The organism is Streptococcus oralis, from assembly GCF_016028255.1.
Taxonomy (GTDB): domain Bacteria; phylum Bacillota; class Bacilli; order Lactobacillales; family Streptococcaceae; genus Streptococcus; species Streptococcus oralis_AC.
In genome coordinates this window covers 1,462,290-1,477,343 of sequence record NZ_CP065707.1, presented here as the reverse complement: position 1 = coordinate 1,477,343, position 15,054 = coordinate 1,462,290, and the positions used below count along the sequence as shown (strand labels likewise).

The 15,054-nt window shown below is 38.4% G+C and carries 18 protein-coding genes and 2 pseudogenes; all 20 read left to right on the top strand.

What is annotated here, in order from left to right:
• Nucleotides 1–10 precede the first annotated feature (10 nt).
• The 20 genes and pseudogenes from I6G42_RS07255 (at nt 11) to I6G42_RS07165 (ending at nt 14,707) form a co-directional block, all read left to right on the top strand.
• Complete coding sequence (locus I6G42_RS07255) at nt 11–601, top strand: thymidine kinase (RefSeq protein WP_038805303.1); 591 nt, start codon at nt 11–13, stop codon at nt 599–601.
• Entirely contained in the window at nt 598–1,677 is a 1,080-nt protein-coding gene (gene prfA, locus I6G42_RS07250) for a peptide chain release factor 1 (RefSeq protein WP_001028815.1), read from the top strand. Before I6G42_RS07255 ends, prfA begins: the two co-directional genes overlap by 4 nt.
• Nucleotides 1,677–2,513 carry a peptide chain release factor N(5)-glutamine methyltransferase gene (gene prmC / locus I6G42_RS07245; protein ID WP_038805302.1) on the top strand — a complete coding sequence of 279 codons (837 nt, stop codon included), beginning with the start codon at nt 1,677–1,679 and terminating at the stop codon, nt 2,511–2,513. The genes prfA and prmC overlap by 1 nt, the downstream gene beginning before the upstream one ends.
• Nucleotides 2,497–3,099 (top strand): L-threonylcarbamoyladenylate synthase, encoded by a 603-nt coding sequence (locus I6G42_RS07240; protein ID WP_038805301.1) that lies wholly within the window; start codon nt 2,497–2,499, stop codon nt 3,097–3,099. Before prmC ends, I6G42_RS07240 begins: the two co-directional genes overlap by 17 nt.
• Before the next feature lies 1 nt (nt 3,100).
• Nucleotides 3,101–3,532 (top strand): GNAT family N-acetyltransferase, encoded by a 432-nt coding sequence (locus I6G42_RS07235; RefSeq protein WP_038805300.1) that lies wholly within the window; start codon nt 3,101–3,103, stop codon nt 3,530–3,532.
• 58 nt (nt 3,533–3,590) lie between these two features.
• Nucleotides 3,591–4,847, top strand: a complete 1,257-nt coding sequence (gene glyA, locus I6G42_RS07230; protein ID WP_038805299.1) for a serine hydroxymethyltransferase — start codon at nt 3,591–3,593, stop codon at nt 4,845–4,847.
• Nucleotides 4,848–4,854: 7 nt separating this feature from the next.
• Complete coding sequence (locus tag I6G42_RS07225) at nt 4,855–5,829, top strand: nucleoid-associated protein (protein WP_038805298.1); 975 nt, start codon at nt 4,855–4,857, stop codon at nt 5,827–5,829.
• On the top strand, nt 5,829–6,431 hold the full coding sequence (locus I6G42_RS07220; RefSeq protein ID WP_004240129.1) for a lysozyme family protein: 603 nt from the start codon (nt 5,829–5,831) through the stop codon (nt 6,429–6,431). The genes I6G42_RS07225 and I6G42_RS07220 overlap by 1 nt, the downstream gene beginning before the upstream one ends.
• Nucleotides 6,432–6,517: 86 nt before the next feature.
• On the top strand, nt 6,518–7,492 hold the full coding sequence (locus tag I6G42_RS07215; protein ID WP_038805297.1) for a DUF1002 domain-containing protein: 975 nt from the start codon (nt 6,518–6,520) through the stop codon (nt 7,490–7,492).
• A gap of 72 nt (nt 7,493–7,564) precedes the next feature.
• On the top strand, nt 7,565–8,923 hold the full coding sequence (rlmD, locus tag I6G42_RS07210) for a 23S rRNA (uracil(1939)-C(5))-methyltransferase RlmD (protein ID WP_038805296.1): 1,359 nt from the start codon (nt 7,565–7,567) through the stop codon (nt 8,921–8,923).
• Nucleotides 8,924–9,095: 172 nt separating this feature from the next.
• The gene (locus I6G42_RS07205) at nt 9,096–9,902 is read left to right on the top strand and encodes an alpha/beta hydrolase (RefSeq protein WP_038805295.1); all 807 of its coding nucleotides are present in this window, start codon (nt 9,096–9,098) and stop codon (nt 9,900–9,902) included.
• A gap of 11 nt (nt 9,903–9,913) precedes the next feature.
• A pseudogene (locus tag I6G42_RS07200) lies at nt 9,914–10,042 on the top strand (ADP-ribosylglycohydrolase family protein); the annotation flags it as partial.
• A 218-nt stretch (nt 10,043–10,260) separates the two neighbouring features.
• Complete coding sequence (locus I6G42_RS07195) at nt 10,261–10,641, top strand: GntR family transcriptional regulator (protein ID WP_038805294.1); 381 nt, start codon at nt 10,261–10,263, stop codon at nt 10,639–10,641.
• Nucleotides 10,634–11,482 (top strand): ABC transporter ATP-binding protein, encoded by an 849-nt coding sequence (locus I6G42_RS07190; RefSeq protein ID WP_038805292.1) that lies wholly within the window; start codon nt 10,634–10,636, stop codon nt 11,480–11,482. The genes I6G42_RS07195 and I6G42_RS07190 overlap by 8 nt, the downstream gene beginning before the upstream one ends.
• Nucleotides 11,482–12,111 carry an ABC-2 transporter permease gene (locus tag I6G42_RS07185; protein ID WP_038805291.1) on the top strand — a complete coding sequence of 210 codons (630 nt, stop codon included), beginning with the start codon at nt 11,482–11,484 and terminating at the stop codon, nt 12,109–12,111. Before I6G42_RS07190 ends, I6G42_RS07185 begins: the two co-directional genes overlap by 1 nt.
• Before the next feature lie 45 nt (nt 12,112–12,156).
• Nucleotides 12,157–12,285, top strand: coding sequence for an ADP-ribosylglycohydrolase (locus I6G42_RS10070; protein ID WP_080641294.1), 129 nt, complete (start codon nt 12,157–12,159; stop codon nt 12,283–12,285).
• Between the two features lie 104 nt (nt 12,286–12,389).
• Complete coding sequence (locus I6G42_RS07180) at nt 12,390–13,007, top strand: SAP domain-containing protein (protein ID WP_038805290.1); 618 nt, start codon at nt 12,390–12,392, stop codon at nt 13,005–13,007.
• 150 nt (nt 13,008–13,157) lie between these two features.
• Nucleotides 13,158–13,406: pseudogene (locus tag I6G42_RS10340) on the top strand (phosphotransferase family protein); the annotation flags it as partial.
• Between the two features lie 185 nt (nt 13,407–13,591).
• Nucleotides 13,592–14,020, top strand: a complete 429-nt coding sequence (locus tag I6G42_RS07170) for a hypothetical protein (protein WP_038805289.1) — start codon at nt 13,592–13,594, stop codon at nt 14,018–14,020.
• Between the two features lie 117 nt (nt 14,021–14,137).
• Nucleotides 14,138–14,707 (top strand): hypothetical protein, encoded by a 570-nt coding sequence (locus I6G42_RS07165; protein ID WP_038805288.1) that lies wholly within the window; start codon nt 14,138–14,140, stop codon nt 14,705–14,707.
• The last annotated feature ends 347 nt before the right edge of the window (nt 14,708–15,054 follow it).

Genomic DNA, 15,054 nt, shown 5'->3' with positions numbered 1-15,054 from the left:
AAATAGAAGCATGGCACAGTTGTATTATCGTTATGGGACCATGAACTCTGGTAAGACGATTGAGATTCTCAAGGTGGCCTATAACTACGAGGAGCAAGGAAAGGGAGTTGTGATTATGACTTCGGCTCTGGATACACGTGACGGTGTTGGCTATGTATCTAGTCGAATCGGTATGAAACGCCCAGCCATTGCGATTGAGGAAACGACGGATATCTTTGGTTATATCCGAGACTTACCTGAGAAACCATACTGTGTGCTAGTCGATGAGGCTCAGTTTCTCAAGCGTCACCATGTTTATGACCTAGCTCGTGTTGTTGATGAGTTAGACATACCTGTCATGGCTTTTGGTTTAAAAAATGACTTTCGCAATGAACTATTCGAAGGTTCCAAACACCTTTTGCTCTTAGCAGACAAGATTGAAGAAATAAAGACTATCTGTCAGTACTGTAAGAAAAAGGCGACTATGGTATTGCGTACGCAGGATGGTGTGCCAGTCTATGATGGCGAACAGATCCAGATCGGTGGCAATGAAACCTATATCTCAGTTTGCCGTAAACATTATTTTGCGCCTGAAATCAATAAGGAGAATGAAGAAAAATGAACATCTATGATCAACTACAAGCTGTAGAAGACCGTTATGAAGAATTAGGAGAATTGCTGAGTGACCCTGATGTAGTATCAGACACCAAGCGTTTCATGGAGCTTTCAAAAGAAGAGGCTTCTACTCGTGATACGGTAACAGCCTACCGTGAGTACAAACAAGTCCTTCAAAATATCGTTGATGCCGAAGAAATGATTAAGGAATCTGGCGGAGATGCGGACTTGGAAGAAATGGCCAAGCAAGAGCTCAAAGATGCCAAGGCTGAAAAAGAAGAATACGAAGAAAAATTGAAAATCTTGCTTCTTCCTAAAGATCCAAACGATGACAAGAACATCATCCTTGAAATCCGTGGAGCAGCTGGTGGTGACGAAGCCGCTCTCTTTGCTGGGGATTTGCTAACCATGTACCAAAAGTATGCTGAAGCTCAAGGCTGGCGTTTCGAAGTCATGGAGGCTTCTATGAACGGTGTGGGTGGTTTCAAGGAGGTGGTTGCCATGGTTTCGGGTCAATCTGTATACTCTAAACTCAAGTACGAATCAGGTGCCCACCGTGTTCAACGTGTCCCTGTGACAGAAAGCCAAGGCCGTGTTCATACCTCAACTGCCACAGTCCTTGTCATGCCTGAAGTGGAAGAAGTAGAATACGATATTGATCCAAAAGACCTTCGTGTTGACATTTACCACGCATCTGGTGCTGGTGGACAGAACGTCAATAAGGTTGCAACTGCCGTGCGTATCGTTCACTTGCCAACCAATATCAAGGTTGAAATGCAGGAAGAACGTACCCAGCAGAAGAACCGTGAGAAAGCCATGAAAATCATCCGTGCGCGTGTTGCTGACCATTTTGCTCAGATTGCTCAAGATGAACAAGACGCTGAGCGTAAGTCTACTATCGGTACTGGGGATCGTTCAGAGCGCATCCGTACTTACAATTTCCCACAAAACCGTGTCACAGACCACCGTATCGGCTTGACCCTCCAAAAACTAGATACCATTTTGTCTGGTAAATTGGATGAAGTTGTGGATGCCTTGGTTCTTTATGACCAAACACAAAAATTAGAAGAATTAAACAAATAATGAAATTAGCTCAATTATTTTCAGATTTTGAAGTAGAGTTGATAAGACAAGGAGAGGAAGCTGAAAGCCTCTCTTTTGTCTATCGTAGCCTGAAAAATCTCTCTTTTACGGACTTTGTTTTTACCCTTCAACAGGAAGTAACGGAAGAGGAAGAAGTTTTTGTTAAAGGAATTTTCCAGCAGTTAGCAACTCACAAACCAGCTCAGTATATCATCGGACAGGCAGATTTCTTTGGAATGCAGTTAAAAGTGGATGAGCGAGTTTTGATTCCTCGTCCAGAAACAGAAGAGTTGGTGGAACTTATCCTCACAGAAAATCCTGAGGAAAGTCTTAATATTCTAGATATCGGGACTGGAAGTGGTGCCATAGCTCTTGCATTAGCAAAAAACAGACCAGATTGGTCAGTAACAGCAGCAGATATTTCCCAAGCCGCCTTAGAGCTTGCATCAGAGAATGCTAAAAATCAAAATCTTAATATATTTTTTAAAAAATCTGATTGTTTTGCAGAAATTTCTGAAAAATATGATATAATTGTATCCAATCCACCCTATATCTCTCGTGAAGATGAGTCAGAGGTTGGTTTGAATGTTTTGCATTCAGAACCTCATCTAGCTCTCTTTGCAGATGAGGATGGCCTAGCTATTTACCGCAGAATTGCGGAAGATGCAAAAGACTATCTCACAGATGGTGGTAAGATTTACCTTGAAATTGGATACAAGCAAGGTCAAAGTGTTCCTGCGCTTTTTAGGAAACATCTTCCTGAAAAACGGGTACGAACACTCAAGGACCAATTTGGTCAAGATAGGATGGTTGTGGTTGATGATGGACAGGATTAGACAAGAGTTGGAAAAGGGCGGAGCTGTTGTTTTGCCTACAGAGACAGTTTATGGTCTCTTTGCTAAGGCCTTAGACGAAAAAGCTGTCGACCATGTTTACCAACTCAAACGTCGTCCTAGAGATAAGGCACTCAATCTTAATGTCGCTTCTCTAGAGGACATCTTGCACTTTTCAAAGAATCAGCCAACTTATCTAGAAAAAATTGTAGAGGCCTTTTTACCGGGTCCCTTGACCATTATCCTCGAAGCCAATGACCGAGTTCCCTATTGGGTCAATTCTGGTCTTTCAACGGTGGGATTTCGGATGCCGAGTTATCCCATTACACTGGATTTGATTCGAGAGACAGGACCCTTGATTGGGCCGTCTGCCAATATCTCGGGTCAGGCGAGTGGAGTGACCTTTGCTCAAATTCTAGAGGATTTTGACCAAGAGGTTTTGGGTCTGGAGGACGATGCTTCTTTAACTGGACAGGATTCGACGATTTTGGATTTGTCTGGAGATAAGGTGAAAATCTTACGCCAGGGGGCGATTAAGCGAGAAGATATTCTTGCTCGGTTGCCAGAGATTTCTTTTGAGGAGGAATGAGATGCTAAGAGATTTGCAAGAAACAGATGTGCATGCTATATGTGAGATTAACCAAGAGGCTTTGGGCTACTCTTTTAGTTCAGAGGACACAGCTAGTCAACTAGCTAGACTGTCTCAGGATTCTCATCATTTCCTACTTGGTTATGAGGATGAAGTCAGCCATGTCCTACTTGGATATGTCCATGCTGAAGTTTATGAATCCCTCTATTCCAAAGCAGGATTTAATATCTTAGGCTTAGCGGTTTCACCTCAAGCACAAGGGCAAGGTATCGGTAAAAACTTACTGCAAGGGTTGGATCAAGAAGCAAAAAGACGGGGTTATGGGTTTATCCGCTTAAACTCTGCTGATCATCGTCTGGGAGCTCATGCATTTTATGAAAAAGTTGGTTATACTTGTGATAAAGTGCAGAAACGGTTTATTCGCATCTTTTAGTTGATTTTCTTATTGAAAAAAAACTAAAGGACCAGTCACACTATAAAGGAGAAGACCTATGATTTTTGACAAAGACGATTTTAAAGCATACGATGCTGATCTCTGGAATGCTATTGCCAAAGAAGAAGAACGCCAACAAAACAATATCGAGTTGATTGCTTCGGAAAACGTGGTTTCCAAGGCTGTTATGGCAGCTCAAGGGTCTATCTTGACAAACAAATATGCCGAGGGTTACCCAGGACGTCGTTATTATGGTGGAACTGATGTAGTAGACGTGGTAGAAACTCTAGCTATTGAACGTGCAAAAGAAATTTTCGGTGCTAAATTCGCCAATGTCCAACCTCACTCAGGAAGCCAAGCCAACTGTGCGGCTTACATGGCCTTGATTGAGCCAGGTGATACCGTTATGGGGATGGATTTGGCAGCAGGTGGACACTTGACCCACGGAGCTCCAGTTAGCTTCTCTGGTCAAACCTACAACTTTGTTTCTTACAGTGTGGATCCTGAAACGGAACTCTTGGACTTTGATGCAATCTTGAAACAAGCCCAAGAAGTAAAACCAAAACTAATCGTAGCAGGTGCATCAGCTTATTCTCAAATTATCGACTTCTCAAAATTCCGTGAAATCGCAGATGCTGTTGGGGCTAAGCTTATGGTCGATATGGCCCATATCGCTGGTTTGGTTGCAGCTGGACTTCATCCAAGCCCAGTACCATACGCTCATATCACTACAACAACGACCCACAAAACCCTTCGTGGACCGCGTGGTGGTTTGATCTTGACAAATGATGAGGACCTAGCTAAGAAAATCAACTCAGCTATTTTCCCAGGTATTCAAGGCGGTCCTTTAGAGCATGTTGTTGCTGCTAAGGCGGTTTCATTCAAAGAAGTTTTGGACCCAGCCTTCAAGGAATATGCTGCTAATGTCATCAAAAACAGCAAGGCTATGGTTGAAGTCTTCTTGCAAGACCCTGATTTCCGTATCATCTCAGGTGGTACTGAAAATCATCTCTTCCTAGTGGATGTGACTAAGGTTGTAGAAAACGGAAAAGTGGCTCAAAACTTGCTGGATGAAGTTAATATTACCCTAAATAAAAACTCAATTCCATACGAAACCTTGTCACCATTCAAGACAAGTGGAATTCGTATCGGAGCAGCAGCCATCACTGCACGTGGATTTGGTGAAGAAGAAAGCCGTAAAGTGGCTGAACTCATCATTAAAACCCTTAAAAATGCAGAAAATGAGGCTGTATTAGAAGAAGTGAGAAGTGCGGTCAAAGAATTGACAGATGCCTTCCCACTATACGAGGACTAATACTTTTATGGACATTTATATTAAGAAAGCTATTATCCATCAGTTCAGCCCAGATGAAACCGAGCTGTTTCTAGCGGATAAGTTTCTCAATATCACTCCAAAAATCGAGGAATACCTGCGTAAAAAAATTGAACGTGTGTATTCAGATGAAGCTAAGACTGGGATTTTCGAAGAAGAAAATCCCTTCTTCAATCACATCACAGACGATTTGGTGGAGACATCAGTAACACTGGCTAATCTATGGAAAGAGGAGTTTAGCATTTCTGAAAATCTCAAGACCAATGACTTGGTTTTTGTTCAGTTTTCTAAAGAAGGCGTTGAACATTTTGCTTTCTTGCGAATTGCCCTGCGCGAGACCTTGATCCACCTCGGTGGAGAAGTTGATAATCCAATCAAGCTGACTCAGAATAACCTGCCTGGATTTGGAACGGGGGCTGATGAGGCTTTGGTGGTCAATCTTCAAAGCCGCAAGTACCATCTCATCGAAAAACGCATCAAGTACAATGGGACTTTTTTGAACTACTTTTCAGAAAATCTCCTAGCTGTTGCACCTAAGATTTCGCCAAAAAAATCCATCAAGGAACTGGAAAAAACGGCCCAGAGAATTGCAGAGTCCTTTAACACAGATGATTTTCAATTTCAATCCAAGGTCAAATCAGCGATTTTCAACAATCTTGAAGAAAGCAATGAACTGTCACCTGAAAAATTGGCTAATGACCTTTTTGACAACAATCTGACAGCTCGTTTGAGCTTTATCGACCAAGTCAAGGAAGCCGTACCAGAACCAGTCCAGTTTGATGAAATTGATGCCAGTCGTCAGCTCAAGAAATTTGAAAATCAAAAACTTTCCTTGTCAAATGGAATTGAACTCATCGTTCCCAATAACGTCTATCAAGATGCGCAGTCTGTTGAGTTTATCCAAAATGACAATGGAACCTATTCTATCTTAATCAAAAATATCGAGGATATTCAAAGTAAATAATGTTTAAATTTATAAGAAGAGTGCTTGTGCTAGCAGTCTTCCTTTTCGCAGGATACAAAGCTTATCATATCCATCAGGATGTTAAACAAGTCATGACCTACCAACCCATGGTGCGAGAAATCTTGAGCGAAAGAGATACTCCAGCCAATGAAGAGTTGGTGCTCGCCATGATTTATACGGAAACGAAGGGAAAAGAGCGGGATGTCATGCAGTCTAGTGAGTCTGCTAGTGGCGCTACCAATACCATCAAAGACGATGCCTCTAGTATTCGCCAAGGGGTTCAGACACTAACAGATAATCTCTATTTGGCACAGAGCAAAGGAGTAGATGTCTGGACCGCTGTTCAAGCCTATAATTTTGGACCTGCCTATATCGACTTTATCGCTCAGAATGGCAAGGAAAATACTCTGGCCCTAGCCAAGCGTTACTCCCGAGAAACGGTCGCTCCAATCCTTGGTAATACTACAGGGAAGACCTATACCTATATCAACCCTATTTCTATCTTTCACGGAGCCGAACTCTATGAAAATGGTGGAAATTATTACTACTCGAGACAGGTTCGCTTTAATCTCTATATCATGAAATTCTTTAATTTCTTCTAAACATCTGGTTTGACCAGGTGTTTTTCACTATAAGCTTTCTTTAAGATTGTTTTATTAACCTAGAAGGGTAAAGGAGGGAATACCCCATGAGAAAGAAATTCTTTCTAACAAGTGCTGCAGTATTGTGGGCCGTAACAGCTATGACGAGTGTCCACGCAGCAACTGATGTTCAAAAAGTAATCGATGAAACCTATGTACAACCCGAATATGTCCTAGGTTCTTCTCTATCTGAAGACCAGAAAAACCAAACTCTTAGCAAACTTGGCTATGACGCATCAAAAGACACCAAAGATATCAAAACTATGACACCTGATATCTATTCGAAAATTATGAATGTGGCTAATGATGCTAGTCTACAGCTCTATTCATCAGCCAAGATTCAAAAGCTGGGGGATAAGTCGCCTCTAGAAGTCAAGATTGAAACGCCTGAAAATATCACCAAGGTGACGCAAGATATGTACCGTAACGCAGCAGTGACGCTGGGAGTGGAGCATGCCAAAATCACAGTTGCAGCTCCTATTCCAGTTACAGGAGAGAGCGCCCTAGCAGGGATTTACTACTCGTTAGAGGCCAATGGTGCCAAAGTACCGCAAGCTAATAAAGACTTGGCCCAAGAGGAGCTAAAAGCCTTATCAGATATCAATGCTGAAAACAAGGACAAGTCAGGGTACGATGCCAATAAACTCAATGTCGCTTTGGCAGATATCAAGGCAGGAATCGCAAAGGCAAAAGAAGCCAAAGGCAATCTGACAGAAGAAGATGTTCGCAAAATTGTAGAAGACACACTAAAAAACTACAAACTCGATCAGGTTATAACAGGAAACCAGGTCAATATCATCATCAATTTTGCACTCAACCTTTCAAAGAGTGACATTTTGAACAATGCTGATTTCACTAAAACCCTAAATGACCTCAAGGAAAGTATTGTTTCCCAAGCTGGAGATAGTTTTAAAAATATCAATCTCAACTTTGATGCCAATAAAGCGCTGGAAGACGGGGGCAACTTCTTTAGCTCCCTTTGGCAAGCCATTGTCAACTTCTTCAAGAGTTTTGGTGCTTAGGTCATTTCATGATATAATAGATGGTAACAGAAATGTTGCCGTCTTTTTTTAGACCGATAGAAAGTGAAGAATATGTTAAAGAAAAATGATATTGTAGAAGTTGAAATTGTTGATTTGACCCATGAAGGGGCAGGAGTTGCCAAGGTAGAAGGCTTGGTCTTTTTTGTAGAGAATGCTCTTCCGACTGAGAAAATTCTTATGCGTGTCCTTAAAGTCAATAAAAAAATTGGCTTTGGGAAAGTTGAAGAATACCTTGTTCAATCACCTCATCGTAACCAAGATTTAGATTTGGCTTACCTGCGTTCAGGAATTGCTGACTTGGGGCATCTTGCCTACCCAGAACAGCTCAAGTTTAAAACCAAGCAAGTCAAAGACAGTCTCTACAAAATTGCTGGCATTAGAGATGTAGAGGTCGCTGAAACGCTGGGTATGGAACATCCAGTCAAGTACCGAAATAAGGCACAGGTGCCCGTTCGTCGAGTGAATGGTATCTTGGAAACTGGCTTTTTCCGTAAGAATTCGCACGACCTCATGCCCCTTGAAGATTTCTTCATTCAGGACCCTGTCATTGACCAAGTTATTGTGGCTTTACGAGATTTGCTTCGTCGTTTTGATTTAAAACCTTATGAAGAAACGGAACAGTCTGGCTTGATTCGGAACCTTGTTGTGCGTCGCGGGCATTATTCAGGACAAATCATGGTTATCTTAGTGACTACACGTCCCAAAGTTTTCCGAGTAGAACAATTGATTGAACAAGTCATCAAGCAGTTCCCAGAGATTGTCTCTGTCATGCAAAATATCAACGACCAGAATACCAATGCGATTTTTGGGAAAGAATGGCGCACACTTTATGGTCAAGATTACATTACGGACCAGATGTTGGGAAATGACTTCCAAATCGCTGGACCAGCCTTTTACCAGGTCAATACTCAAATGGCGGAGAAACTCTATCAAACGGCCATTGACTTTGCAGAGTTAAAAGAAGATGATGTGGTGATCGATGCCTACTCAGGGATTGGAACGATTGGACTGTCCGTTGCGAAGCATGTCAAGGAAGTTTATGGTGTTGAAGTGATTCCAGAAGCAGTAGAGAATAGCCAGAAAAATGCTTCTTTGAACAAGATTACTAATGCTCACTATGTTTGTGATACAGCTGAAAATGCAATGAAGAATTGGCTCAAGGAAGGTATTCAACCAACTGCCATTCTTGTTGATCCTCCACGTAAGGGATTGACCGAGAGCTTTATCAAAGCAAGCGATCAAACAGGAGCAGACCGCATCGCTTATATTTCATGTAATGTGGCAACCATGGCGCGTGATATCAAGCTCTACCAAGAGTTGGGATATGAATTGAAGAAAGTCCAGCCGGTGGATCTTTTTCCGCAGACGCATCACGTCGAGTGTGTAAGTTTGCTAGAGAAACATAGTTAATCCTCTCGCTTTCTCATTTTAGGGTGAGAGGCTTCAAAGCTCCAGTGGAGCTTTGAACTCCCAGAACCTTTTGAGTTCTACAGACGCATCATGTTAAGGCGGTATCACTGCTTGTTCAAACTGATTGAACAAGTATTTATCTAGTGAAAGTTCTACAGCAAGGAGTTTAAACATGAAATTCCATGAATTTGGTGATAAGAATTTGCCTCCTATTTTACTGATACATGGTGGTGGCAGTTCTTGGTGGAATTATCTTCGTCAAGCACGAATCTTGTCAAAAGAATACCGTATTATTCTACCCAATTTGAATGGCCACGGCGAGGAATATCAACTTGATTATGCTTCTACTGAAGATTCTGCTTTGGAGATTCTAGACTATATCAAAGCAAACTGTGGTGGGAAATTGTTTGCAATCGGTGGTGTTTCACTTGGTGGTCAAATTGCCATGGAGCTTTTGTCTTTAGACAGTGAAATTGCAGATAAGGCCATCATAGATGGAAGCCTCTGTATTCCTCAACCAAGGTTAGCTAAAATCAACATCTTTCTAGTGTCTCTATTTGGTAAACTGATGTTCAATAAATTCTCTTGCAAACTTCAATTAAGCATGATGAACAAACTCTATCCTAAACTAGCTTATCCAGAGGAAATAAAAGCTTATTATCTAGAGGATCTACCAAGGACACCTATCAAAACATTGGTGACCATTTACAAAACATATATGGGACGTTACAAGCTGAAGGACACGATTTCTGCTAGCAAGGCTCAGGTTCTGTATATCTATGGTGAAAAAGAATTGAACTGTGTGAAAGAATCAGCGAAATTATTTCATCAGCTACATTCAAATACAATTTTGTATGAAGCAAAGGGCTATAACCACGGCTATTTATCAGCTTACCTGCCTTATGAGTGGATTGATTTGGTGGTGCCATTTTTAAAGAGTGATTCATTTGAAATGTGTAACGAATCTGATATGCCATAAGGAGGAAACGGATGCTAGGAGCAATAGTTGGAGACATTGTAGGTTCAGTTTACGAATGGAACAATATCAAAACGAAGGATTTTTCTTTATTTCGTGAGGATTGTCTTTTCACTGATGATACAGTTATGACCTGTGCTGTTGATGGTAAAAATGTATAAACCTGTGAACGAAAGTGATTAAGAAAAGCCTTGATTGTAAGGCTTTTTGTTATATTAAAAATTCAAATTGAAAAGTAATCAATTTAAACAATAATATGGTCTAATACAGATTGTTAAATATTGAACTTATATAACTGTTATGGTATAATATAGACAGATGAAACAGAGATAACAGTTGGATAGTTAGGAGGATATGGAGGGTGAATATACAGATTGATAATTCAAGTGATAATCCGATTTATTTACAGATTAAAAATCAAATAAAAGCTCAGATTATTTCGGGAGAATTAAAGGTTGGCGAGCAATTACCATCAATCAGATTTTTAGCTAAAGAACTTCGAGTGAGTATGATAACTGCTAAAAGAGCTTTTGATGAGCTAGAACTTGATGGTTTCATTAATTCAGTTCAAGGTAAAGGTAATTTTGTTGCAGCTCAAAATAAAGAGCTTATTCGAGAAGAATATTTGAAACGAATCGAATCAAAGATGCAAGATATTCTTGAGCTTTCAGCGATTGCAGGTGTTACCAATGATGAGTTGGTAGAGATGTTTAGTAGTTATATGGAGGGAAAATATGAGTGATTTTGCTATTGAAATCAAAAACTTGGTTAAAAAGTTTGATGGCTTTACATTAGGACCGATAGATTTTTCTATTCCTAAAGGCTCTATTGTCGGTTATATTGGCCAAAACGGTGCTGGTAAAAGTACAACCATAAAATTATTGTTAGGATTACTTAAGAAAGATTCAGGAGAAATTAAAATTTTAGGTTATGATAATCCTAATAGTCTTGAATTGAAAGATAAAATCGGAGTAGTGTTTGATGATTTATTAGTGCCGGAAGAAATGACACTTGTTGATTTGGAAAAATTTTGTTCAAGGGTATATTCAAAATGGGACAGAGAATTTTTCTATCAATTAATAAAAAAATTTAATTTATCTGAAAAACAGGCTATTAAAAGTTATTCTCGTGGAATGAGAATGAAATTATCGATGGCAGTAGCTTTATCTCATAAAGCAGAAATTCTCATTTTGGATGAAGCTACGAGTGGATTGGATCCGATTGTAAGGGAGGAAATTTTAGATTTTCTTCTTGACTTTATTCAAGATGAGAATCATACAATTTTAATATCGTCACATATCCTATCAGATTTAGAGAAAGTGGCGGATTATATTGCTTTTATCAATGATGGTAAAGTTCTTTTTGTTGAACCAAAGGATGAACTCAAAGAAAACTATGGTATCTGTACTTTATCTAATGAAGAAGTTGAAAATCTTGATGAGGAAGCCATAATTGGAAGAAGGATACACTCATTCGGACAAGAGTTGCTTGTAAGAAGAAATCTTGTTCCAGATGGAATCAGATTACAAAAACCATCTATCGAAGATATTATGATTTATTTTGTGAAAGGAGGTAAAAGATAATGACTGCATTGATATTAAAAGATATAGCTACTTTAAAGAAAACACTACTATTAACAATTGCTCTCTGTATTGCCCTCATTGTGTATGGTGTGTATGAAAATGAAATTTTTATGATACCGCTTATTTGTACAATGATACCGTTAATTTTAACTGCAATCGCTTTTGGTTATGATACGAAATCGAAATTTGAACAATTTGCCTTTTCAATGCCGATTAAAAAGAGTAGCTTTGTATTAAGTAAATTGTTTTTTGCGTTTGTTTTTGGATTAGTAGGTTCAGTTTGTTTATTTGTTCAATTGGTAATAAAAAAAGAGATGTTAATAGACAGCATCATATTTATCTCACTAATTACATTAGTTGCAAGTATTTTGATATCAGCTATTCAACTTCCGTTTATCCTTAAGTACGGTGCTGAAAAAGGTAGGCTAATCATGGTTATAACATACTTTACAGTATTTGCTCTGTCTAGTTTTTTTAAAGCAAAATCAGATTTACTGTCTAATGTTGTAGAGTTTTTCTTAAAGAATTCGAGATTAATGATTTTAATTGGAATGTTTTTTGTCAGTATTGTTATCATAGGAATTGCTATAAAAATATCTATTTTAATTATGGAGAAAAAAGAATACTAGAGAAGTTGAGAGTAGATTATAAAAACTTAGAAGGTGGCAAATCTTATGCTAGGAGCAATAGTTGGAGACGTTGTAGGTTCAGTTTACGAATGGAACAATATCAAAACGAAGGATTTTTCTTTATTTCGTGAGGATTGTCTTTTCACTGATGATACGGTAAGTCCGAACCGCTGAGTGTGTGAGTTTGTTAGTGAAACGTTGCTAATCCTCAAAATAAAGAAGCCAAAATTCCATTATTTTGAGATGAAAACCTAAACTGTTTTTAAGGAGGTGTTATATTGATAGAGAGTAGACCTGGGGTTGATAAAATCACATCCTTTGATGAATTTAATAAATACTATTGGTATCGTGATGAACTCTCACAGATATGCAGGTCATTAGGACTTGAATATAGAGGTACAAAACAGGAACTCAATGATATTATTGAGCAGTATTTTAAGGGAAATTTGATTAAAAAATCATCAATAAAAAGGAAAAAGAAACAAGTAGAAGTCGTTGCTTTAGATACGCCCTTACTTGAGTGTGGATTCTCCTTTAACGCACACTTTAGAGAATATTTCTCAACTTTAACAGATGTTTCGCCATTTAAATTTACTGCTGATATGGCGACAGCTTGGAGAAAAGTAAAAAGAGAAAATGATTTGAGTTTTACAATCCAAGATATGCTAAAAGTTTACTATGGAGATTCAGATTATGCCAAGTATGATCATTCGGTTTGTCAATGGAATCAATTTCTAAAGGATTTCTGTGCAGACGAAAATAGTGCCAACTACTCTAATAAACTAAAAGTAGCTTCTATTCTTTGGAAAGAAGTTAGAAATTCAAGTAATGAAAAAATATATTCAAAAAATCTTTTGACTGAATATGCTGATAAAGTAAAAGAGTATGGCAAGTAGGAATGTCAGTATAAACCAATAGTTCACAGGGAGGAAGTTTATGCTATGCGTGTTTCTGATAAAGAGAAGCTAGATTCTAAGAAAATTGAATTTGATTTTATGGAAAAAGTTGCTTCTCTTGGAGTTCGTAAATTTTTAAAAGATAGACCTCAAGTATCTCCCTCTTTTGCATCTGGTATGATAGATGGATATTTTGATGACGAGGTTCCGGATTTATTTTAGAAACTTCTTGCAATTTACATTCTAAGCAACCTAGTTGGAACCCTTCCATGGGCTGTTCCTTATGGAGAAGAGGAAGTAGCAGTAATGCAAAATCAAGCTAAGGAAATTTTGGAATGGTATGACTATATGAACCGAATAATCCCAAGTTGGTATATGAACAAGAATAATGCTGAATAATAAATGTTATAATCGTAAGAGAATAGGATGGATAATTTAACGTTTAGATAGAAAAATATAAAGAATATTGAAATCATTTGTTGTAACTGTGTAAAAGATAGTTTAGTATTTGCTGAGATAAAACCGAATGCAATCATGTGACTGAAAAGATAACATAACAATAAAAATTTGAGGAGGAATGTAGGATGTTGTTGGATGATGAAAGATATGCAGAGGTTATTGCTTATGGTAAGGAAGCTGTAACAAAGATAGGCGAAAACAAGTTCGAGGAGGGATTCGTTCTTGCAGAACAAAGTTGGAACGCTTTTCCAGAGTCGGGAACAAAATGGAATCAGGGATACAACTATGCGAAAAGCTTTTTCAAGCATGCGATCGGAAATAGAGATATGGTGATAGCAAAATCTTGGTTGGACAGAATGATCGAAAACAATGATGAGCTGCACTTGTTTGATTCTGAGGTTGAACACATGAAGGCAAAGTATGAATTTGAACTTGGAAGCTTAGACGAAGCATTTGAACTATGGAAGAATCTGCTCAAACAAAAAGGTGTAGGCAACCGATATTTCCAGTCTGACGATCCAAAGTATAAGGAATTCTATCAATCAAGAAAATAATTTTATTCAACAAAAGTAACTAAGAGAAATCAATCTTAGAGAGGATTGTGATATCTGTATAAGGAATTGTTATAAAAAGATGAATCAACATAAGGAAAAATAATTGCTGGAGGAACTATGAACCAAATTGAGAAGTATCGAATATTGAGTGCAGGAAAAGCATTTGGTCACCGTGCCAAAATTGCTTTGGTCTTGCTTGATAGCAGCACAGCTTATGAAGAATTAAAAGAAGAAGCCTCACAAAGCATGGTTGCTGGAAGTTATGACTGTGTAGGTGGAGATCCGGCTGTAATACTTGAAAGAATAGCAATAGAATTGATATGTCGTGACACCCGTAATACATGGTATTTACCTGATAATGTAAAATTTTGGGATAAGCGTTTCGGCAGTTTGTTTGAAAATAAGTTTTTTTGCTATGATGATGATATAGAAACATGGAGCAAGATACTTTACAAATATTTTGTAAAACTGCAGTGGATGCCGAAAAGAGAAGATTATACTTCAACAAGGAGCTATAATAATGTTTGGGGATATTTTGCAGAACTTTTAGCAGTTGTAAAACAAAATAATCATCCTGAGTTTGATAAGTATTATGAAATTGCAGTTCAAAATGGAATGAATCCAGTGGTTTTGGAAAGAAAGTTACAAGAACTGTCTGAAATCAAACAACAATTTTCTATAATTTAACAGGTAGTCACTCAGTTTAGAAAAAATGTGACAAAAAATGAATCAATTTATGTTCGAAAGGAAAGAATTACAGATTTTATATCCTTTGAAGCCGTTGTATGTGCAGTGTAGTAGCTGCCGACGATATAATCTAGATAGCCAATCCTTTTCATAAGCAGCAGAAACCTAAAATAAGACCTTAGAATAAAAGCTACAAATCTCTAGTTCTATGAAATAATGTTGAATCAGCAAATCTTTTATATTTGCTGATTTTTAACTATCAAGGCAAGTGAGTCATCCTTTTACTTAGATTCTATGTCTGATTTTCGAATTGAGATTATTGAAGATTTTTAATATAATAAAGTAGA

Bases quoted from the DNA above. Each gene is read 5' to 3' on its own strand.
- I6G42_RS07220 (WP_004240129.1), top strand. From the start codon at position 5,829: ATGTTTAAATTTATAAGAAGAGTGCTTGTGCTAGCAGTCTTCCTTTTC.
- I6G42_RS07255 (WP_038805303.1), top strand. From the start codon at position 11: ATGGCACAGTTGTATTATCGTTATGGGACCATGAACTCTGGTAAGACG.
- I6G42_RS07185 (WP_038805291.1), top strand. From the start codon at position 11,482: ATGACTGCATTGATATTAAAAGATATAGCTACTTTAAAGAAAACACTA.
- I6G42_RS07215 (WP_038805297.1), top strand. From the start codon at position 6,518: ATGAGAAAGAAATTCTTTCTAACAAGTGCTGCAGTATTGTGGGCCGTA.
- I6G42_RS07205 (WP_038805295.1), top strand. From the start codon at position 9,096: ATGAAATTCCATGAATTTGGTGATAAGAATTTGCCTCCTATTTTACTG.
- I6G42_RS07235 (WP_038805300.1), top strand. From the start codon at position 3,101: ATGCTAAGAGATTTGCAAGAAACAGATGTGCATGCTATATGTGAGATT.
- I6G42_RS07190 (WP_038805292.1), top strand. From the start codon at position 10,634: ATGAGTGATTTTGCTATTGAAATCAAAAACTTGGTTAAAAAGTTTGAT.
- I6G42_RS07165 (WP_038805288.1), top strand. From the start codon at position 14,138: ATGAACCAAATTGAGAAGTATCGAATATTGAGTGCAGGAAAAGCATTT.
- prfA (WP_001028815.1), top strand. From the start codon at position 598: ATGAACATCTATGATCAACTACAAGCTGTAGAAGACCGTTATGAAGAA.
- glyA (WP_038805299.1), top strand. From the start codon at position 3,591: ATGATTTTTGACAAAGACGATTTTAAAGCATACGATGCTGATCTCTGG.
- I6G42_RS07240 (WP_038805301.1), top strand. From the start codon at position 2,497: ATGATGGACAGGATTAGACAAGAGTTGGAAAAGGGCGGAGCTGTTGTT.
- rlmD (WP_038805296.1), top strand. From the start codon at position 7,565: ATGTTAAAGAAAAATGATATTGTAGAAGTTGAAATTGTTGATTTGACC.
- I6G42_RS07225 (WP_038805298.1), top strand. From the start codon at position 4,855: ATGGACATTTATATTAAGAAAGCTATTATCCATCAGTTCAGCCCAGAT.
- I6G42_RS10070 (WP_080641294.1), top strand. From the start codon at position 12,157: ATGCTAGGAGCAATAGTTGGAGACGTTGTAGGTTCAGTTTACGAATGG.
- I6G42_RS07170 (WP_038805289.1), top strand. From the start codon at position 13,592: ATGTTGTTGGATGATGAAAGATATGCAGAGGTTATTGCTTATGGTAAG.
- prmC (WP_038805302.1), top strand. From the start codon at position 1,677: ATGAAATTAGCTCAATTATTTTCAGATTTTGAAGTAGAGTTGATAAGA.